Annotated in this window: 18 protein-coding genes; 7 read left to right on the top strand and 11 right to left on the bottom strand. The window is 44.2% G+C overall.

All coding sequences use genetic code 11. The features are described 5' to 3' along the window. Nucleotides 1-55 precede the first annotated feature (55 nt). From pyrF to gyrA, 10 genes are all read right to left on the bottom strand, one after another. Nucleotides 56-754 carry an orotidine-5'-phosphate decarboxylase gene (pyrF, locus tag AC0J2X_RS09005; RefSeq protein ID WP_239301174.1) on the bottom strand — a complete coding sequence of 233 codons (699 nt, stop codon included), beginning with the start codon at nt 752-754 and terminating at the stop codon, nt 56-58. Nucleotides 755-760: 6 nt separating this feature from the next. Continuing rightward, nucleotides 761-1,930: a lipopolysaccharide assembly protein LapB gene (lapB, locus tag AC0J2X_RS09010; protein WP_014949638.1), complete on the bottom strand. Its 1,170-nt coding sequence runs from the start codon at nt 1,928-1,930 to the stop codon at nt 761-763. Further along, nucleotides 1,930-2,187 (bottom strand): LapA family protein, encoded by a 258-nt coding sequence (locus tag AC0J2X_RS09015; RefSeq protein ID WP_014949639.1) that lies wholly within the window; start codon nt 2,185-2,187, stop codon nt 1,930-1,932. Before AC0J2X_RS09015 ends, lapB begins: the two co-directional genes overlap by 1 nt. 129 nt (nt 2,188-2,316) lie before the next feature. Beyond that, on the bottom strand, nt 2,317-4,659 hold the full coding sequence (locus AC0J2X_RS09020) for a PilZ domain-containing protein (RefSeq protein ID WP_069944403.1): 2,343 nt from the start codon (nt 4,657-4,659) through the stop codon (nt 2,317-2,319). A gap of 206 nt (nt 4,660-4,865) precedes the next feature. Then, entirely contained in the window at nt 4,866-5,153 is a 288-nt protein-coding gene (ihfB, locus tag AC0J2X_RS09025; protein ID WP_014949641.1) for an integration host factor subunit beta, read from the bottom strand. 76 nt (nt 5,154-5,229) lie between these two features. Continuing rightward, nucleotides 5,230-6,900: a 30S ribosomal protein S1 gene (gene rpsA, locus AC0J2X_RS09030; protein WP_014949642.1), complete on the bottom strand. Its 1,671-nt coding sequence runs from the start codon at nt 6,898-6,900 to the stop codon at nt 5,230-5,232. Between the two features lie 118 nt (nt 6,901-7,018). Next, nucleotides 7,019-7,690 (bottom strand): (d)CMP kinase, encoded by a 672-nt coding sequence (gene cmk, locus AC0J2X_RS09035; protein WP_015067326.1) that lies wholly within the window; start codon nt 7,688-7,690, stop codon nt 7,019-7,021. 183 nt (nt 7,691-7,873) lie between these two features. After that, nucleotides 7,874-9,157, bottom strand: a complete 1,284-nt coding sequence (aroA, locus tag AC0J2X_RS09040; protein WP_069944408.1) for a 3-phosphoshikimate 1-carboxyvinyltransferase — start codon at nt 9,155-9,157, stop codon at nt 7,874-7,876. A 1-nt stretch (nt 9,158) separates the two neighbouring features. Beyond that, entirely contained in the window at nt 9,159-10,244 is a 1,086-nt protein-coding gene (gene serC, locus AC0J2X_RS09045) for a 3-phosphoserine/phosphohydroxythreonine transaminase (RefSeq protein ID WP_069944404.1), read from the bottom strand. Between the two features lie 145 nt (nt 10,245-10,389). Then, on the bottom strand, nt 10,390-13,104 hold the full coding sequence (gyrA, locus tag AC0J2X_RS09050; RefSeq protein ID WP_014949646.1) for a DNA topoisomerase (ATP-hydrolyzing) subunit A: 2,715 nt from the start codon (nt 13,102-13,104) through the stop codon (nt 10,390-10,392). Nucleotides 13,105-13,406: 302 nt separating this feature from the next. Here gyrA and ubiG point away from each other — a divergent pair, with 302 nt between their 5' ends. The 5 genes from ubiG (at nt 13,407) to AC0J2X_RS09075 (ending at nt 19,372) form a co-directional block, all read left to right on the top strand. Continuing rightward, nucleotides 13,407-14,111: a bifunctional 2-polyprenyl-6-hydroxyphenol methylase/3-demethylubiquinol 3-O-methyltransferase UbiG gene (ubiG, locus tag AC0J2X_RS09055; RefSeq protein WP_014949647.1), complete on the top strand. Its 705-nt coding sequence runs from the start codon at nt 13,407-13,409 to the stop codon at nt 14,109-14,111. Between the two features lie 549 nt (nt 14,112-14,660). Continuing rightward, on the top strand, nt 14,661-16,982 hold the full coding sequence (nrdA, locus tag AC0J2X_RS09060; RefSeq protein ID WP_014949648.1) for a class 1a ribonucleoside-diphosphate reductase subunit alpha: 2,322 nt from the start codon (nt 14,661-14,663) through the stop codon (nt 16,980-16,982). Between the two features lie 122 nt (nt 16,983-17,104). Then, a complete protein-coding gene (gene nrdB / locus AC0J2X_RS09065; protein ID WP_014949649.1) occupies nt 17,105-18,235 on the top strand; it encodes a class Ia ribonucleoside-diphosphate reductase subunit beta in 1,131 nt (376 codons plus the stop codon). A 12-nt stretch (nt 18,236-18,247) separates the two neighbouring features. Beyond that, entirely contained in the window at nt 18,248-18,520 is a 273-nt protein-coding gene (yfaE, locus tag AC0J2X_RS09070) for a class I ribonucleotide reductase maintenance protein YfaE (protein WP_014949650.1), read from the top strand. A gap of 114 nt (nt 18,521-18,634) precedes the next feature. Further along, nucleotides 18,635-19,372 (top strand): SDR family oxidoreductase, encoded by a 738-nt coding sequence (locus AC0J2X_RS09075; RefSeq protein WP_472995960.1) that lies wholly within the window; start codon nt 18,635-18,637, stop codon nt 19,370-19,372. 82 nt (nt 19,373-19,454) lie between these two features. On the opposite strand, the gene AC0J2X_RS09080 is transcribed toward AC0J2X_RS09075, so the two are convergent. Further along, on the bottom strand, nt 19,455-19,697 hold the full coding sequence (locus AC0J2X_RS09080; protein WP_014949652.1) for a DUF2164 domain-containing protein: 243 nt from the start codon (nt 19,695-19,697) through the stop codon (nt 19,455-19,457). Nucleotides 19,698-20,023: 326 nt separating this feature from the next. On the opposite strand from AC0J2X_RS09080, the gene AC0J2X_RS09085 reads away from it, so the two are divergent. Both AC0J2X_RS09085 and AC0J2X_RS09090 read left to right on the top strand, forming a co-directional pair. Then, entirely contained in the window at nt 20,024-20,335 is a 312-nt protein-coding gene (locus AC0J2X_RS09085) for a hypothetical protein (protein ID WP_014976674.1), read from the top strand. A gap of 330 nt (nt 20,336-20,665) precedes the next feature. Beyond that, entirely contained in the window at nt 20,666-21,763 is a 1,098-nt protein-coding gene (locus AC0J2X_RS09090) for an NADH:flavin oxidoreductase (protein WP_069944409.1), read from the top strand. The last annotated feature ends 33 nt before the right edge of the window (nt 21,764-21,796 follow it).

Genomic DNA, 21,796 nt, shown 5'->3' on the forward strand with positions numbered 1-21,796 from the left:
CTAAAACGCGTAACTCAGCTTAAAACTAGCCATCCAATAAGTTATTGAATTAGTGCTAACCGTTTATTGATGCGTTTACTGCTTTCAGTACGGCAATAGGGTCTTCTGCTTTAGTGATAGGTCTTCCCATAACTAAATAGCTCACGCCAGCTTTCATAGCATCGGGAGGCGTCATGACGCGCTTTTGATCACCAGCGTCTGCGCCTACTGGGCGAATACCTGGTGTAACTAGCAGAAAATCGTCGCTGTGTTTTTCGCGTAATGCGCCGGCTTCCTGTGCCGAGCAGACAATGCCGTCTAATCCTGCTTTTTCTGTTAGTGCCGCCAGACGCAGCACTTGTTGCTCTGGTGTCACACCGCTTACTACATCCGCCAACTGCGCTTCATCCATGCTGGTAAGAACGGTAACCGCAATAAGTTTAGTTTGAGGGTTGCTGCTTGTTGCAATCGCCTCTTTAGCTGCTTGCATCATAGGTAGGCCGCCCGATGCATGTACATTTACCATCCATACACCCAGCTCCGCCGCTGCTTTACACGCTTTCGCTACAGTATTTGGAATGTCATGGAATTTAAGATCCAAGAAAACGTCAAAGCCTTTAGCGATTAGCGCTTTTACGAATTCTGGTCCAAATAAGGTGAACATCTCCTTGCCCACTTTTAGCTTGCACAAGCTTGAATCTAATTTATCAACAAACGCCAATGCAGTATCTTTATTGTCATAGTCTAATGCAACAATAACGCGTGGGTCATGCATGTTCTTTTATTCTCCGTCTAGCCCTTTGATAGGTTTTACTACGCCCCACTTTTTACAGCTAGGGCATAACCAATATAATTTTCGACCGGAAAAGCCACAGCTGCCACAGCGGTATTTAGGGCGCTGCAACATTTGCTTTTCCACCAATTCTTTAAGTAAGCGTAAGCTATCAGCCGTGGTTTTATCTGAAAGCTGGTCAATGTAAAGCCCCATAAGGGTTTTAAAGCCGCGCATAGTCGGGCGTTTGCGAAGTTGCTCAAGTAAGTACTCAGCCGCCTGTGCCGTTTCACCGCGCTTCATAAGCACATCAACCATGGCTAAATAGGACGTAGCACACTCTTGCCAGTGTGCTTCTAAGTTCTTCTGAAAACTTTCCCAGTCGTCAGTTTCTTCAGCAATTTTTTCCAAACTAGGTACGGCTTCGCTGAACCAGTTGATATCGCGTTCGGCCACTTGCGTAAAGTACGCGTTGGCATCAGTAAAGCGTTTTTGATCAAGGGCTATATCACCTAACATAAGCCACGGCCTAACCGCATGTTCGTCGGCGTTTACCGCTTTTTGTAATAAGGTCAATGCCGCCCCTTGGCTATCGTTTTTCAACTCAACCGATGCTTGTTCACAATAAAAGTGTGCAAGGCGTTCGCACAAATCATCATTGTCACCATGACACTGCACCATACGTTCGGCTAATTCGATGGCTCTTTCCCACTCTTTCGTGGTCTGGTAGATACTGAAAAGTTGCTGTTGAGCTACAAGGTAGTGTTTATCGCTGTTAAGCAGTTGAAGAAAAGCATTTTCAGCACGCTCTAGAAAGCCCGCTTGTGTGTAGTCGTGACCAAGCTCCCTCAGAGCATTTTCTCGTTGAGCCGGCTGGAGCTCATCACGGCTAACTAAATTCTGGTGGACTTTAATTGCGCGGTCTATTTCGCCTCGGTGACGGAAAAAGCTCCCCATCGCGATATGCGTCTCTACTGTATCGCTATTCACGTTAATCATTTTGATTAGCGTATCGACTGCTTTATCAGGTTGGTCTGAAAGAAGGAAGTTTAGCCCCTTGTAATAATGCTTAGATAGAATGCTAGACTGCTTTCGCTGCGCTTGACGGACACTATTTCGGCCCATTATCCAGCCGTAACCTGCCGCAACAGGCAAAAGGAGAAACAGCAGTTCGAGCATTAGTGTTCTTGTTCCAGACTCTGTATTTTAGACTGCGCAGACATCAGCTGAACACGCAATTTTAGCCAGCTCATTAGCATTACCAAAATACCAATACCAACGCCTATTGAAAGTGTTATCGCTATTAACGTTGATAAGCGAAGATTCGCCTGAGCAATTAAATAATTAACTGTTACTTGTGCTTCATTTTGAGAGCCAATGACAAACGCGATCGCGAGCAGAACCAAAATGATAAGAAACGTTAGGATCCCTTTCAACACTCAACCCTTTTTTGTTGATTTATTTACAAGAATAGCAAAATGCGAAAAGAGATAACACTAAAAGCGTAAGTGAAATGATGTTATACCAATCTGCATCGATAATTGCCCATTCAGAAGGCTCTGGCATTAAGCCGCACCTTCGCTTTCTAGATCCTGTCGTTGGGGTTTGGCAATAAGATTGTCTACCACTAAATCGTGGTGAAGGGCTGACATATTAGTAATAAAAATACAGTGTGTATAACCCGCCTGCATCGTTTCGAGCTTGTCATACATGGCTTTGTCTAGCTTTGATAGCTGGGCAAGACGCTTCTTGGTTAACGGCGTTATCGCACCGTGACATCGAATAGCAGTGACATCTGTGGCGCTGAGATGTATTTTTTCTTCATCTAACTGAGTTTTTATCTGTGTTCGCAACTTAGAAAAAAGGAAGTCGCGTTCTTTTATATACACTAAGCGGCTATCGCTCTTTCTAACGCAGTGAACCACTAACGCTTGTTCAGATGTTTCTTTAAACATCGCCTCTAGAATTTGTGACTTGGGCTTAGCCTGCCCTTTGTCTGCAAAAAAGCCGTGCAGTGGGATAATATTTTGAGTGCGCGAAAAAGGATAAAGGTCGTCAGATGCGTCACTTTGATACACCGTTTTGAGCCTGTCTAACGTAAAGCGGTTCATCACACATAGTACCGATAAAGACGGCATATGCCTAACCGCCAATTCCCAGATATAACGGTGAGTTGAGCGTTGAATACGCGCAATATCTCTTACTTTGAAATACGCGGTATTTTCTTCAACCATATGATCGACGCTCGAGCTCACTTTAGCCTTACGTGTATCTTCAACAAGGCACAACCTCACCACGCCCGTTTCCGCTTGGTAGTGCACAACCTTATATTTTTCACCTTTAATTTTCAGTTCCGGTACTGAAACACGAATTTCCTTTTGTAGCTCACTTTTCGGTGCAACGATTAACTTCATCCCGCTTGCACTCAGATCAGCAACCCGCGCATCAATCGATGTCAGCAGTCCAACTTTAATAGAGGCAGGTTTATCAATAACGTAACGTGTCTCACTACGTCTATCTAAATCCTCTTCCATAACATAATCAATTCGCCAATTATTGCCGCTAGCCCTCAATGTCTTTGACAAGGGTTTGAAATCGCATTTTGCTGAAAGGGTCAGATTAGTAAGATAAGCAGACACGTCTTTACAATAAAGAACATGGGAAATCTGCGCTAGTTGCTCAAATTCTTTACTGGCAATATCGTGAATAGCAAACGCTTTTTGTTTATCTTCTCGCGTCACGCTATCAAGTCGACAATGGGTACAGATGAATTCGCCACTTTTGGCAAGAAGATAAACCAACGCGTTAAGCTGTTTTAATGCTAGCAGTTGTCTATGCGTCGCTGTTATTTGAACGTTACCATTTTTGGTTTTGATGTTGCCATGAAAGACATAAGCTTCATTATACTTGCGCAGCTCGTCAACTAACGTCGCGAAGATAGGCTTATCTTGTAGGCTAGCCAAGAGTTTTTCGGCGTCGTTATGCTCGACATTGGCTTTGGTAAACAGGGCTATAATGGGCTTAAGCGACTTTTTCTCTGGCGCGAGAAACACGGGCAACCACGGGCTATTTTCAAGTATTCGGTCGCGTTCTAGTTCTTGCATAGCGCGTTCTATTTCTAAATCACGCTGCAAAGGCTGTTTATACGCAGTAATCGCTACATATCGCTTAAGGGTTGCAAGAAAGCCTTTATCCACGTCGTCTTGAAAAACAAACGATGTCTCATACTTCCCTAAGTGCTTGTTGTATTTTACCGACTCTAGTTCAAGCGTTATTTCAGTCGGTTCTTTAGTAAGTCCTTTAACTTCAGGAATAGTGAACGTAATAATGTCACCAGTAGAAGCGTTCGGTGGCCTTTTCGTTTCAAGAGCAATGCCTTTGTGTGACATCGAACTGATCGAACAATGACGGCCTTTCTCAAAATCGGGGGAAGAAATAGTAAAATTTGGGCGAATAGCGATGTCATCGCCGAAATCTATATCAGTAAACGATTGGCTTTCAACATTAAAAGCATCGACAATTTTTTTGAACTGTTCTTTTTTTATTTGGTTTTGGTAGAAGTCTGAGTTCATTACTGACTCAAACACGCCTACCGTATATCTGTCTTGATAAAGCGATGTTTCGTTTTTGAGTATCTGCGCGCCGACTTTATCAAGGCGCATTTGAACCCCGAAGTGCTTGAATTTCATGACGGGGAATTGAGCAAAGGCAGAGTTATCAGCAGGTGCGTCGGTTAACGACGTTAATCGAACAACCTCCTCTTTTACTACTTTTCGAACACTACTAGGTAGACGCTTCGAAAACTTGTTAATTCCTTCTAACAGCTTGTTTTGTTGTTCATAAGGAATTAACGCGCGAATGAGCGGCTGGTATTGTTTTATTATTGCTTGTTCGTCGCCGGCTGACATTACTTCTATGAATACCGTTTATTATTATTTGAACAATATATAACCCTATTCGAGTTGGGGTCAATAGGTATCAAAAATTAAACGAAAGTATATCAGCAATAACGAGTGCCTTATTTTAGCTAAGGCAAATAGACTATTGAATTTTGCTAAATAACAATAAGACAGCAGACACAAAAAAGCCGCTTTTCAGCGGCTTTTAAAATGCATTATGCGATTGAGGCGTCTACCCTTTCGCGAAGCTCTTTACCAGGCTTAAAGTGCGGTACATATTTACCGTCAAGTTTCACTGTCTCACCCGTTTTTGGGTTTCTACCTACGCGTGGAGCGCGGTAGTGAAGAGAGAAACTGCCAAAACCTCTAATTTCAATACGCTCACCCTTTTGGAGAGTTTGCGCCATTTGCTCTAGAAGTTCTTTTATCGCCAGCTCAAGTTCCTTCGCCGGAATATGACGCGCTTGATCCGCGAGCCGTTCAATTAATTCAGACTTGGTCATGCTTAACCTCATTGTCAATATTATTGTTTAAACAGCTATCGCGAATTGGGTGTGCATGTGCACACCCACAAAAGCATTATTCGCCTTTAGCAGCTTTAAATGCTTCTGCCATCGCGTTAGCGAAACCAACATCTTCTTGCTGGTTAACTTTATCGATAGCTTCTTTTTCGTCAGCCTGATCTTTCGCTTTAACAGATAGGTTAACAGTGCGGTTCTTACGGTCAACGCCCATGAACTTCGCTTCGATGCTATCACCAACGCTTGCTACTTCTGTTGCGTCTTCAACACGCTCTACAGCAAGATCTGCAACGCGGATGTAGCCGTCAACTTCTTCAGCTAGGTTTACAGTAACGCCTTTCGCATCAACTGCTGTTACTGTACCAGTAACGATAGCACCTTTCTTGTTATCTGTCAGATACTTGTTGAAAGGATCTTCTTCGATTTGCTTAACGCCAAGAGAGATACGCTCACGCTCTGGGTCGACTTGAAGTACAACTGCAGAGATTTCGTCGCCTTTCTTGTAGTCGCGAACCGCGTCTTCACCAGACTTGTTCCAGCTGATGTCAGAAAGGTGAACTAGACCGTCGATGCCGCCGTCAAGACCGATGAAGATACCGAAGTCAGTGATTGACTTGATCTTACCAGACACTTTGTCACCTTTTTCGTGTGACTCAGCAAATGTTTCCCAAGGGTTAGCAATGCACTGCTTAAGACCTAGAGAAATACGACGACGCTCTTCGTCAATTTCAAGAACCATTACATCTACAGTGTCACCTAGGTTAACAACTTTAGATGGGTGGATGTTCTTGTTAGTCCAATCCATTTCAGAAACGTGTACAAGACCTTCAACGCCGTCTTCGATTTCAACGAAGCAGCCGTAGTCAGTAAGGTTAGTAACCTGACCGTTGATCTTAGTACCTTCTGGGTAACGAGAAGCAATTTCTTGCCATGGATCGTTGCCCATTTGCTTCATGCCAAGAGAAACACGCTGCTTCTCTTTGTCGAACTTAAGTACTTTAACGTTGATTTCGTCACCAACATTCACGATTTCACTTGGGTGCTTAACGCGCTTCCAAGCCATGTCAGTGATGTGTAGAAGACCGTCTACGCCACCAAGGTCAACGAACGCACCGTAATCGGTAAGGTTCTTAACGATACCCTTGATTTCATGACCTTCTTCAAGGTTAGCAAGAAGCGTTTCGCGCTCTGCGCTGCTTTCTGCTTCGATAACTGCACGACGAGAAACAACAACGTTGTTACGCTTAGCGTCAAGCTTGATAACTTTAAATTCAAGCTCTTTGCCTTCAAGGTGCGTAGTGTCACGTACTGGACGTACGTCAACAAGAGAACCAGGAAGGAACGCGCGTACACTGTTAACTTCAACAGTGAAACCGCCTTTAACTTTACCGTTGATAACGCCTTTGATAGTAGCTTTATCTTCGTAAGCTTTTTCCAGCTCAACCCACGCTTCGTGACGCTTCGCTTTTTCGCGAGAAAGGATAGTTTCACCGAAACCATCTTCAACTGCATCTAGTGCTACGTCTACTTGGTCACCGATAGCGATTTCTAGTTCGCCTTCAGCGTTTTTGAATTGGTCAGCTGGGATAGCACTTTCTGATTTCAAGCCTGCATCAACAAGAACGATGTCTTTGTCGATAGAAACAACAGTACCTTTTACAATTGAACCAGGACGTGTTTCTAGTTCTTGTAAGCTTTCTTCAAAAAGTTGTGCAAAATTTTCAGTCATAAGTCTCAAATAACTTTTAAGTTGATATCCACGCTTCTTATCCGGATAACGCGGGGTTATTAAAATTAGTCGCCACTTCCTGTAGCAACACTGCTTTGGATGCGATCAGCTCTCGTCATTAAAGGCGTGAGGAAATAATATCCATCGCTTTTTCAAAGACTTGGTCAATATCCAAGTCCGTTGAATCTATAATTACTGCATCTTGTGCCGGTACCAAAGGAGCCACTGCACGCTGTGTATCGCGCTCGTCTCTTGCCTTGATATCGGTTAAAAGGCGCGCAATATTAACATCCATGCCCTTTGCTTTCAACTGGCTATAGCGGCGTTCTGCACGGGCTTCTGCGCTTGCTGTAAGGAAAATCTTTACAGGCGCGTCGGGAAATACCACTGTACCCATGTCGCGACCGTCGGCAACAAGTCCAGGATCTTGTTGGAAAGCACGCTGTCTGCGAAGTAGTGCTTCGCGAACCCGGGGTAATGCCGCAACTTTTGACGCCACGGCGCCAACTTCTTCGGTGCGAATATCGTCAGTAACGTCTTCGCCTTCTAAGATTATGCGAGTGCTATCGCCATTCGTCTCGAAACTAACATCAAGACCGGTTGCTAGAGGAACAACACATTCTTCATCATCACACGGAAGGTCGTGGTGAAGTGCAGCAACTGCTAATACGCGGTAAATTGCGCCGCTATCTAGAAAGTGCCACCCTAATTTCTTTGCCAGCAAGCTACTTAACGTACCTTTACCAGCACCACTAGGACCGTCAACCGTGACTACGGGTGTGGAATGCATACCTGCTCCATCGTTTAAATTACTAAAAATCGCGCGCAATTATACGCTTTAGTGAGAGATAAGCAATGCCGCCTCTAATTGGCGGCATTGAACATCAGGTTAAACCTGATTCAGATCAATGGGGCAAGTAAGGCGATTACCGGCATTGCCTACCATTATTTATGAGGAATATTTTTTGAGCCTTTACGCGCTATACAGTGTTTTAAAGCGGGTAAAGTAGTCTGGGAACGTTTTGCGCGTGCAGCCCGGGTCGTTTATTGTTACCGGCGTATCGCTTAACGCAACAAGCGAGAAGCACATGGCAATGCGATGGTCGTTATACGTGTCTATCTCAGCATGTTTTAGCGAGTCAGTCGGCCACACTTTAATATAGTCATGCCCTTCTTCCACTTTCGCACCCAACTTTTGAAGCTCGGTGGCCATAGCCGCAAGACGGTCTGTTTCCTTAACACGCCAGTTATAAATATTAGTCATGGTAGTTGGACCTTCAGCAAACAATGCCGTAGTCGCGATGGTCATGGCCGCATCTGGAATATGGTTCATATCCATGTTCACGCCTTTAAGCGGCGCACCCGTTATTTCAACATACTCATCGTTCCAAACCACCGTTGCACCCATGGCCTCAAGTACATCAGCAAAACGAATGTCACCTTGAATGCTGTTCTGGCCAATTCCGGTTACGCGTACCGTCCCACCTTTAATGGCACCGGCTGCAAGGAAGTAAGATGCTGACGATGCATCGCCTTCAACCATAAATTTACCCGGCGCAATATACTTAGCGTCACCAGAAATCGTGAACGTTTGGTAGTTATCATTTTTAACAGTAACGCCAAACTTCGCCATGGTATCTAACGTTATATCGATATAAGGCTTAGAAACCAACTCACCTTTTATGCGAATAGTCACATCACCAGAAAATAACGGCGCAGCCATTAAAAGGGCTGTTAAAAACTGGCTAGATACACTGCCGTCCACCGACATTTCGCCACCGTTTAAAGTTTTACCTTTAATTTGAAGCGGCGGGAAACCTTCGTTTTTGAGATAGGTTACTTCAGCATCAGCTTCGCGCAGCGCATCCACTAAATCACCAATTGGACGCTCTTCCATGCGTGGTTCACCGGTAAGTACTGTGTCGACATTACTAGCAGCAAGTGCCGCGCACAAAGGTCGCATTGCTGTACCGGCATTGCCTAGGAAAAGCTCTAAGGGTTCAGCTACGTTGAACGCGCCTCCGTTACCTTGTACAACGCATTGCGTTTTGTCTTCGCTCAAGCGATAGTTAATGCCTAATTTAGTGAGTGCATTAAGCATATGCTCAATATCTTCGCTATCAAGCAAGTTAGTTAATTCAGTTTCACCTTCAGCTAACGCGGCTAGTAGTAGTGCGCGGTTAGACAGACTTTTTGAGCCAGGTACATTGACCTCTCCCGATACTTTTGCAATCGGGTCTAATGTTAACTGCTCCATTTTATCCATTCACTCTTTCAAATTCGCGCATAAATTCAACTAGCGCAACAATGCCCTCTACTGGCATTGCATTATAAATACTGGCACGCATGCCCCCTACTGAACGATGCCCTTTAAGAGCAAGTAACCCTGCTTCTTGTGACTGTTTAAGGAACAATCCGTCAAGTTCAGAATTGGCTAAATGAAACGGCACGTTCATTTTTGAACGGTTGTCAGGGTGAACTTTACTTGAATAGAAGTCAGAGCTGTCGATGGCTGAATATAATAACGCCGCCTTTTCAGCATTGCGTTTAGCCATAGCGTCAACGCCGCCCATATCTTTAAGCCATTCAAATACAAGCCCCGCTAAGTACCATGAGAACGTTGGCGGTGTGTTGTACATAGAGTCAGACTTTGCCGCTAATGCATAATCGAAGATAGACGGCGTTTCTTTACGTGCTTTGCCAACCAGGTCTTCGCGAACAATAACAACTGATAAGCCGCTTGGGCCGATATTCTTTTGTGCCCCAGCGTATATAACGCCATGCTTTGCTACATCTAACGGCTGTGACAATAAAGTCGAAGACATATCAGAAACCAGCGGAACCTTGCCCGACTCTGGTAGCCAATCAAAAGCGATTCCATCAACGGTTTCATTTGGACAGAAATGGTAATACGCGGCAGATTGATCAATCTCGCTCAGCTGAGGCTGCGCAACGTAGTGACAGCCGTCTTTTTCAGACACTTCACCCACCACTTTGGCGTGGTTGTATTTGTTTGCTTCGTCAACGGCACCTTTAGACCAAGAACCGCTGACTAGGTGAAGACTGGTATCGTTAGCGTTGGATAAGTTGAGTGGTACAGCGGCAAATTGCCCACGCCCACCACCGTGCGTGAACAGCACATGGTAGTTGGAAGGAATGGACAATAAATCTCGCAAATCTTGCTCAGCTTTTGCCGCTATTTCAATGAAGTCTTTACCACGATGGCTTACTTCCATTACAGAGCAGCCTAGATCGCGCCAATTTGTAAATTCTGATTGTGCTTTTTCCATGACTTCTTTTGGAAGCATAGCCGGGCCAGCACTAAAATTAAAAACCTCTTTCATCGCGTTTTTCAACACCTGTAGATAATTACCGTTTAACTCGCTTTGTTTTGAACGTTTTGCGGGTCTATTAGGTAAACAAGCGGCTTAAGCCGCTTGTTTGAAAGAACACTGATAATGCGCAAGTATGAATACCTGCGCCTTATCCCTACTCTTCTGTCGTTGAGCCGTCACCGTCTTCTGCGGTGTTCTCTTGCTCTTGAACAGCAGTTTCTGCTTGTTCTGGCGCATCGTCTGAAATGATTAGGTTACCGTCTTCATCGAATTCTTGTAACTCTTCCACTTCTTCAATGCGTTGTAACCCTACAACGTGCTCACCTTCTACTGTACGTATTAAGCGAACGCCTTGTGTGTTACGGCCTACTACTGACACTTCACCTACACGGGTACGAACCAGTGTGCCTTGGTCACTAATAAGCATAATTTCATTGGTTTCGTCTACTTGAACCGCGCCAACCACTTTACCATTACGCTCAGACACCTTAATTGATACAACACCTTGTGTCGCACGGCTCTTAGCAGGGTAATCTTCAAGCGGAGTACGCTTACCGAAACCATTCTCTGTCGCTGTCAGGATTGGGCCGTCGCCTTTAGGAACAATAAGTGATACTACTTTTTGACCATCTTGCAGACGTATACCGCGAACACCTGTGGCTGTTCTTCCCATAGGACGAAGTGCCAGAAGCTCTTCACCTGTTTCTGGGTCGCGCTTAACTTCACCGGTTTCGCTGTCGCGAAGCTTCTCGTTGAAGCGAACCACTTTACCTGCATCAGAGAACAACATTATGTCGTCATCACCGTGAGTGATATCAACACCAATCAGCTCATCCCCTTCGTTCAGGTTAACGGCGATAATACCGCTTGAACGTGGGCGAGAATATAGGCTCAGGTCAGTCTTTTTAACCGTACCGTTTGCCGTCGCCATAAGTACAAACTTGCCTTCTTCAAACTCTTTAATAGGAAGAATAGCAGTAATACGTTCGTTTTCTTCAAGCGGTAGGATGTTAACAATTGGGCGTCCGCGCGCGTTACGGCTAGCAAACGGCAACTGATATACTTTCAACCAGTACAAGCGACCGCGGGTTGAGAAGCAAAGTATGTGATCGTGGGTATTCGCTACCAATAATCTTTCGATGAAATCTTCATCTTTCATCTTGGTTGCTGATTTACCACGGCCACCACGACGCTGTGCTTCGTAGTCTGTAAGTTTTTGATATTTCACATAACCTTCGCGAGAAAGCGTTACTACAACATCTTCTTGCTCTATAAGATCTTCAATATCAATATCGTGACTTGCTGCCGTAATTTCAGTACGACGCTCATCACCAAATTCATCACGTACTTTTTCAAGTTCTTCTTGAATCACTTCCATCAAGCGCTCTGGGCTATTTAGGATGTGAAGAAGTTCTGCGATGATCTCTAGAAGTTGCTTGTACTCTTCAAGGATCTTCTCGTGCTCAAGACCCGTTAGCTTGTGTAAGCGAAGGTCAAGAATAGCTTGCGCTTGCTGTTCTGTCAGGTAGTACTTGCCGTCGCGAATACCAAATTCTGGCATTAGCCAATCAGGGCGTGCAGCGTCATCGCCTGCACGCTCAAGCATTTGCGCTACATCACCTAAGTCCCAACCTTGTGCTACAAGCGATTTCTTGGCGTCTGCTGGGCTTTGTGACGCTTTAATCAACTCGATAATTGGGTCGATGTTCGCAAGCGCTATCGCCAAACCTTCAAGAATGTGAGCGCGGTCACGGGCTTTACGTAATTCAAAAACAGTACGACGTGTTACTACTTCACGGCGGTGAAGAATAAAGCATTCTAGCGTTTCTTTAAGGTTGAATACCTTAGGCTGACCGTTATCAAGCGCAACCATGTTGATACCGAATACCGTTTGAAGCTGGGTATTCGCGTATAAATGATTAAGTAGGACTTCAGCAGATTCGTTGCGTTTAACTTCGATAACAATGCGCATACCGTCTTTATCAGACTCGTCTCGCAGTGCAGAAACGCCTTCGATGCGCTTTTCTTTTACCAGTTCAGCAATCTTTTCAATAAGACGCGCTTTGTTAACCTGGTAAGGGATCTCGTTAACAACAATGGTTTCTTTACCGTTGCTGTCAGTTTCAATTTCCGCCTTAGCACGAAGATAAATTTTACCGCGACCTGTGCGATACGCATCTTCAATTCCCTTGCGTCCGCTGATCATCGCAGCCGTTGGGAAATCTGGACCTGGGATGTGTGTCATCAAGTCGTCGATGGTAATAGACGGGTCTTGGATTAATGCTACGCAGCCGTTGATTACTTCGGTGAGGTTATGTGGCGGAATATTCGTCGCCATACCAACCGCAATACCCGATGAGCCGTTAACAAGAAGGTTAGGCACCTTCGTTGGTAATACTTCAGGAATATGCTCTGTACCATCGTAGTTAGGCACAAAATCTACGGTCTCTTTATCTAAATCGGCAAGTAACTCGTGCGCAATTTTAGCCATGCGAACTTCGGTATAACGCATCGCAGCAGCAGAGTCGCCGTCTACCGATCCGAAGTTACCTTGACCGTCTACTAGCATATAGCGAAGTGAGAACGGTTGGGCCATACGAACAATAGTGTCGTAAACTGCAGAGTCACCGTGAGGGTGATATTTACCAATTACGTCACCTACCACACGGGCAGATTTTTTGTATGGCTTGTTAAAGTCGTTTTTCAGTTCGTTCATTGCGAACAGCACACGACGGTGCACTGGCTTCAAGCCATCTCTTACGTCAGGCAAGGCTCGCCCGACAATAACGCTCATCGCGTAATCAAGGTAAGAGTTCTTTAACTCTTCCTCAATATTAACGGGGAGGATTTCTTTAGCGTTATCAGACATAAACTGCTTAATCCCTTTATCTTGGTTTGTTCTGCGTTATCCAGCACTTCGCTTCACATCATTGTGAAAACAAGGCGTGGGAGCGCACTGTTATTATTATGTGGGTCATAATCGTGCTTCGAGTGTACCACTTGATGACAGAATTATGTAGCGCTTAATTACGCTTATTAATCAACTAAAAGGCAAGCGATTATTTTTCGTTCGACCCTTCTTATAATTTGTCTATTTCTGTTTAAAAACAGTGAAACACAACCTCGATTTACGATATCTTAAAAAGAGATAGATTAAGGATTGTTTTACTCATGACGAACGTCGATCAACAAGAAATCAATAAGTTCTCTGAACTCGCTTCACGCTGGTGGGATCCAGAAGGCGAATTTAAGCCATTGCACCTTATTAACCCTCTTCGCTTAGACTTCATTAATCAACACAGTGAAGGCCTGTTTGACAAAAAGGTCGTCGATATTGGCTGTGGTGGCGGTATTTTAGCAGAGTCTATGGCGCGTGCAGGCGCGACGGTAACCGGCTTGGATATGGCTGAAGCGTCGTTAGAAGTAGCGAAGCTGCACGGTTTAGAATCAGGTGTAAAAGTTGACTACGTATGTTCAACTGCCGAAGCATTCGCAGAAGCAAATGCGGGACAGTTCGACGTGGTAACCTGTATGGAAATGTTAGAGCATGTACCCGACCCGGCTTCTGTTGTATTGGCCTGTGCTAAGTTGGTTAAGCCTGGTGGCCATGTTTTCTTTTCTACGCTTAACCGAAACCTAAAGTCGTATCTGATGGGGATCGTGGGAGCGGAATATATCCTTAAACTGGTTCCAAAGGGCACCCACGATCACAGTAAGTTCATCAAACCATCTGAACTTATGGCGATGACCGATCATGCTGGTTTGCTGCCTCGAGATATGACAGGTCTACACATGGACCCAATTTCTCAAGGCTTTTATCTCTCTGCGAATAATGTCGACGTTAACTACTTACTATATACAGTAGCGCAAAATTAATTTAACACTATATATTGGGTTGCGGCGATATTTTAAACACCATATATCGTGTTTATATAAAAACTATTTTCTAAGAATAAATTAATTTTTATGTCGAAGAAATAATTAAAAATGCTTGCAATCCAGATATTTTACGCTTGTAGAACGCTAAAAAGTTAGTTGTTACTAACATAAATTTCATGCCAGATTGAGTGCTTGAAATACCACCAGATATTGGGTTGCATTAAGACTAAAACCTCACTATCTTGTGTTTAATTCAGCACGTGATCCCAATGCAGATTTTCTGGGATCGCACAGATCGCTAACGAGATTATGGCAATGCCATATGCAGTGTGTGACATCAACCTCGCTGAAAATATAAATGCAGTGAAAAAATTAAATGAGCAGTCTCTACTTTGTACTTTCGGTATTGGTTTAGGCCGCTTTCGTGTGTGTTGTTATCTGGCGTGAGCCAATGGTGATAATCTCACTCACACTCAATAAATTAAAAATGAAAATGGGCATTACATAGCCCACGCATCAAGCGCTAACAGACAAACGGCCAGTAACATGAACAACAACTTATTAGTCACCAAACGCAACGGTGAAAAAGAGTCCATCGACTTAGAGAAAATCCACAAAGTCGTGACATGGGCAGCCAAAGGACTTAAAAACGTTTCAGTTTCACAAGTTGAAATCAAGGCACAAATCCAGTTTTATGACGGTATCAATACTAGCGAGATCCATGAAACCCTGATCAAATCAGCGGCAGATCTTATTTCTACCGATGCGCCAGATTATCAATACCTAGCTGCGCGCTTGGCCATTTTCCACCTTCGCAAAAAAGCCTATGGTCAATTTGAGCCGCCTGCCCTACTTGAGCATGTAGGTAAGATGGTTGATATGGGCAAATACGATAAGCACTTGCTTGAAGACTACACGCCTGAAGAATTTGCTGAAATGGACTCGTATATCGACCATTGGCGAGACATGAACTTCAGCTACGCTGCAGTTAAACAGCTTGAAGGTAAATACCTGGTTCAAAACCGAGTTACAGGTGAAATCTACGAAAGTGCTCAGTTCCTATATATCTTAGTGGCGGCATGCCTTTTCGCAAATTACGATAAAGCGACGCGTATGGACTACATCCGCCGCTTCTATGATGCCGCTTCAACATTCAAGCTGTCATTGCCTACACCTATTATGGCTGGCGTACGTACGCCTACTCGCCAGTTTAGCTCATGTGTACTTATCGAAACCGGCGACAGCTTAGATTCAATCAATGCAACGGCAAGTGCCATTGTTAAATACGTAAGCCAGCGTGCTGGTATCGGTGTAAATGCAGGCCGTATTCGCGCACTAGGTAGCCCTATTCGCGGCGGTGAAGCATTCCATACGGGTTGTATTCCGTTCTACAAATACTTCCAAACAGCCGTTAAAAGCTGTTCACAAGGTGGTGTTCGTGGTGGCGCTGCTACGCTGTTCTACCCTATTTGGCATATGGAAGTTGAATCGCTGTTAGTGCTTAAGAACAACCGTGGTGTTGAAGAAAACCGTGTACGTCACCTAGATTACGGCGTTCAGTTCAACAAACTAATGTACCAGCGCATGATGAAAGACGGCTATATCTCACTATTTAGCCCATCTGACGTACCTGGTCTTTACGATGCTTTCTTTGCTGACCAAGAGAAGTTTGAAGAGCTATACGTTAAATACGAAAACGACGACAGCATCCGCAAAAAGCAAATTAAAGCCATGGAGCTATTCAGCTTGTTCATGCAAGAGCGTGCAAGCACAGGTCGTATTTACCTACAAAACGTTGACCACTGTAATACGCACAGCCCGTTTAACCCAGAAGTTGCGCCAGTTCGTCAGAGCAACCTGTGCCTTGAAATTGCGCTACCTACTAAGCCGCTTCAGCACGTTAATGATGAGAATGGTGAAATTGCACTATGTACGCTGTCAGCGTTTAACTTAGGTGCGATTAAGTCACTGGACGAGTTTGAAGAGCTGTCTGACCTTGCAGTACGTGCGCTAGATAACCTGCTTGACTACCAGGACTACCCAGTTCCTGCTGCATATAATGCTACGATGGGACGTCGTACGCTGGGTGTTGGTGTTATCAACTTTGCATACTACCTTGCTAAAAATGGCGTTAAATATTCTGATCACAGCGCGAACGGTCTAGTTCACCGCACGTTCGAAGCAATGCAGTACTATCTACTTAAAGCGTCGAACAATCTTGCGAAAGAAAAAGGTGCGTGTCCTAAGTTTAACGAAACCACCTATTCTCAAGGCATTATGCCAATTGATAGCTACAAGAAAGATCTTGATAGCGTATGTAATGAACCACTTCATTACGACTGGGATGCACTTCGTGAAGAAATCAAAACTCACGGTTTGCGTAACTCTACGCTGTCAGCATTAATGCCGTCAGAGACGTCTTCTCAGATTTCTAACGCGACAAACGGCATTGAGCCACCGCGTGGTTTTATCAGCATTAAGTCGAGCAAAGATGGTGTTCTTAAGCAAGTTGTACCTGAGTACGAAACGCTAAGAGACCAATACGAGCTACTTTGGGATATTCCTTCAAACGATGGTTACCTACAGCTTGTTGGTATCATGCAGAAGTTTATCGACCAAACTATCTCAGCGAATACCAACTACGATCCAAGCCGTTACGAAGGTAACAAGGTACCAATGAAGCTTCTTCTTAAGGACCTTCTTACTACGTATAAACTGGGTGTTAAAACACTTTACTATCATAACACTCGCGACGGCGCGTCAGACACATCTGCTCTCGATGCTAAAGCGAGCGAGCCTATGCCACGTCAAGAAGAAGTGGTTGTAGAGGAAGATGATGATTGTGCAGGTGGTGCGTGTAAGATTTAGAACACGCCTCCTGTTTAAATGGCAAATGCATAAAAGGAGTTAACTGCATTTGCCATTAACGTTTCGCAGCAAGAACACAAACAATAATACGCGTTAATCATTAAGTTTTTAGTTAGGCCATCATGAAATACACTACGTTTAATCAGCAAAGTACTAATCCATTGATCGAGCCGATGTTTTTCGGTAACCCCGTAAACGTTGCACGCTACGACCAGCAAAAGCATGCCATATTCGAAAAGCTTATTGAGAAGCAAATTAGCTTTTTTTGGCGCCCTGAAGAAGTTGACGTTTCTCGCGACCGTGTTGATTTCCAAAAATTGACCGACCCAGAAAAGCACATCTTTATTTCAAACCTTAAGTACCAAACCCTGTTAGATTCGGTGCAAGGCCGTAGCCCGAACATCGCGTTCTTGCCTATTATTTCATTACCAGAGTTAGAAACTTGGGTTGAAACATGGTCTTTCTTCGAGACTATTCACTCACGTTCGTATACCCATATTTTGAGAAACTTGTTCTCAGACCCAAGCGAAATATTCGAAGATATCGTAGTGAATGACGAAATTAAGCGACGTGCTGCTGATATTTCTAAATATTACGATGATCTCATTTTCGCCACTCAGCTTTGGCAGACACAGGGTGAAGGCGTACATACAGTGAATGGTGTTGCACACACTATCAACATGTATGAGCTTAAGAAGAAGCTTTACCTATGCATGAACTCGGTGAACGCACTGGAAGCAATCCGTTTCTACGTGTCTTTTGCCTGCACATTCGCTTTCGCTGAGCGGAAGCTGATGGAGGGTAATTCTAAGATTATTCGTTTGATTGCCCGTGACGAGAATCTGCACTTATCTTCAACACAGCATATCCTTAATTTGTGGGCTAAGGGTAAAGATGACCCTGAAATGGCGCAAATTGCAGAAGAATGTAAAGAAGAAGCGCGTGCTATCTTCATGAACGCTGTCGAGCAAGAAAAGCAGTGGGCTGACTACTTGTTCCAAAACGGCTCAATGATTGGTTTGAATAAAGAAATTCTTTGCCAGTACGTTGAGTACATTGCGAATCAGCGTATGTCTGCTATTGGTCTAGACACCCCGTTCGAGATAAGCAGTAATCCACTTCCATGGATGAATAACTATTTGAATTCAGACAACGTGCAAGTGGCACCTCAAGAGTCTGAAATCAGCTCTTATCTTGTTGGTCAAATCGACTCTGCCGTGAGCGAAGACGACTTTGCTGATTTTGAGCTGTAAAACTACAGCTTAATGAGCAGCAACGATAAATCACTCCGCATCGACGTTGTCGATGTGGGGGCGATTATTTCCCCTTCTGATTCCACTATCTTAAACGCCCTTGAAGCAGCGGACGTTCATATTCACTACCATTGTCGTGAAGGCTTTTGTGGTGCATGCCGCACAAAGCTAATTGAAGGCGAAGTTGAGTACACCACAGATCCCCTCGCCTTCATTGACGACGATGAAATTCTTCCTTGTTGTTGCGTGGCTAAATGCCCGCTAAAAATAAAAGTACCGCTGTAAAATCTTCATTCATCGTTCTCACTATCACTCTCACAGTGTTTCTGCGCGTTAGAGTAATCCACTTCAATAGTTTTACGTAGCAACTTAACACTAATCAAACGTAAGGATAATGTTATGAGCGAAGTTTCTGGAAAAGTTGTCATCATTACAGGTGCAAGTAGCGGGCTTGGAGAAGCCACGGCGAAAATGCTTGCGGATAAAGGTGCTAAATTAGTGTTGGGCGCCCGCCGTGAAGACCGTCTTAAAAAACTTGTAGATGAAATTGAATCTTCAGGTGGCCAAGCTACTTATCAAACGGTAGATGTCATGAAAAAGGATGAAGTCAAGGCGCTTGCGAAAGCGGCCATAGATGCCTATGGGCGTATTGACGTGCTCGTCAACAATGCTGGTCTTATGCCACTCGCTCCGCTTGACGAGATGAAAGTTGACGAGTGGGATCAGATGATAGATGTAAACATAAAAGGCGTTATGTATGGAGTAGCAGCTGTATTAGGACAAATGCGAGAGCAAAAAAGCGGGCATATTATCAATCTTTCCTCTGTGGCAGGTCATGTTGTGTTCCCTGGAGCAACGGTTTATTGCGCAACTAAATTCGCTGTTAAAGCAATAAGTGAAGGCATTCGCAGGGAGTCAAATAGTGAAATTCGCTCTACCAACATCTCACCTGGTGCAGTGGCGACAGAACTTACTGACCACATTTCTCACAATGACTCAAAGCAAATGGCAGATGATATGTATGACGATGCTATCGATGCAGATGCTATTGCACGTGCAGTAACGTTTGCCATAGAGCAGCCTGGCGACGTAGACATAAACGAAATGATCATCAGACCTACCCGTCAGGAACTCTAATACAACTCATTGCTAACGTAATGGTATTGATTGGCCATCTAATAATTAAGCCTGCAAAAGCAGGCTTAATTTATTTCTGAATTTAAAGTACTTTTTCGATGGCATACAATTCTTCATCAATGACCTGTAAGCGAGATGCAACAACAGCTCTCGCGTCGTTTACGCCTTTATTATAAAACGATGCGCCCATTTCTTTACTAATGAAGTCCAGAAGAAATTCTCCGTCAAATTGACCAAGTTCCACGCTTAATTCATCATCAAAATATCGTTGCAGTTTAGCGACTAGCGCGTCTTTTTCCTCACGGGTAAATGCAATATCACTCATTGTCATCCTTCATTTGTCACTTATAAAATGTCACGTTCTTTGTTTTAGACTCAACTATCGTTTTTCTTGCTCGTTAGCAATTATAAACGTTTTAACGTTAACACGCCGCACGCCTAATTTTAGATTTTTTTAGCATGTAGGCTCAGCCTGGTATGATTTTCGTATACACCTTGTAGGCTTCTCTATTTTTAATTGCTGATTGTCTAAAAACAATTATTTTAATGCAGAGTCTACATGCCCTTTTGTTCAAAGCACTATCGCAATAGTTTGCGTAGATAATTACATCAAAATGGAGCATCGCTTTCACGTAATTTGCGAGGTTAACAATGAAAGTTCTACCTATTATCGGAATAACAACCGTACTAGCAGCAAATAGTTTACCTGCTTGCGCCAACCCTAACCCTCATAAAGATAAATCACTCCCTCCGGGTATAGAGAAGAAGTATGAACGAACAGGTGAATTACCGCCGGGTTGGGAAAAAAAGCTAGCCGTTGGAAATCGTTTAGATCGTGATATTTACAACCATGCCCGCATCATTGTGCCTTTGGGAGAAGACGGGTTAGTAACAGTTCGCATTGAAAACAAAGTGGTACGCCTTATTCAAGCCACAAGGGAAATTGTAGAGATTTTAGATTAAGCCTGCTCATATCTGAAAGAGAGCTTCTGATATGGAGCTCTTAGCTCACTTTTACTTATGGCTTACTATCAACATTTGAAAATTGACTTGCCCTCACTCGACAGTAGTATCTGGAATCAACCATAGTTTTTTAGTTGGGTAGCCATCATGTTATTCCTGCAACACATCACGCAGGATATACTGGAGCCAGTTATTCTTTGTTGTACATCAAGACTCAACAATCCCCAACTTAATGACTTGTTTAACACTTCTATAATAATGGCGGCGTTTCATTTTCTATGATGAAAGTACAAACGGCCCCAATTGCAATAAAGAAATCAGGAACAAAAAATGGCAGCTAACGCACTGTTTAAGCCTTACTCAAAGGGCAACTTATCGTTAACCAACCGAATTGTTATGGCCCCCATGACTCGTCAATTTTCGCCTAACGGCGTACCTACCAACGATGTAGCTGGTTACTATAAACGCCGAGCTCAAGGTGGCACAGGTTTGATTATCACCGAGGGCACTACAGTAAACGATAAAGTCGCTACGATGGATGCAAATATCCCTCAATTCCATGGCGATGAAGCGCTAGCCGGTTGGAAAAATGTGGTAGATGAAGTTCACAGTGTCGGTGGGAAAATTATGCCTCAACTATGGCACGTGGGTATGGCGAGGGTAGCGGAAAAAGCGCCTTATCCTGAACTTCCAAGTGCAGGGCCTTCAGGTTTATTCAAACCAGGAAAACAGGGCGCTGAACCTATGACCGTTGAACACATTGAATCCGTGATTACTGCCTTTGCACAAGCAGCAGCAGATGCCAAAACTATCGGTATGGATGGAATTGAGATTCACGGTGCTCATGGTTATCTAATCGACCAGTTCTTCTGGGAAGGTACAAACCAGCGAACCGACAGTTGGGGCGGTGACATGGAAAATCGTGGACGATTTGCGGTTGAAATAATTAAAGCCATACGTGATGCAACCGGTCCCGATTTTCCGATCGTACTGCGTTATTCGCAGTGGAAACAACAAGATTACACCGCTCGTTTAGCGCACACGCCCCAAGAACTGGAACAGTTTCTTCTTCCGCTAAGTGAAGCTGGTGTAGATGTTTTTCATTGTTCTCAGCGCCGCTATTGGGAAAACGAATTTGAAGGCAGTGATTTAAACCTTGCAGGCTGGACGAAAAAACTAACTGGAAAGCCCACCATAACGGTAGGTTCAGTTGGGCTAAATGACGACTTCTTCGGCGCATTCAAAGGGCAAGACTCCAGCACTCGCTCAGTCGATGATTTACTTGAACGTTTAGACGCTGGCGAATTTGATCTGGTGGCTGTAGGAAGAGCGCTACTACAAGATCCGAACTGGGCAAACAAAATAAAAGAAAACCGTACCAACGAACTAGAGCAATACTCTGGTAAAGCCTTAGCAACGCTGTCTTAAGCCCGATTAAATTAAGCACTAGCGCGGCAAAGT

The sequence above is a fragment of the Alteromonas sp. R7 genome, assembly GCF_055755235.1.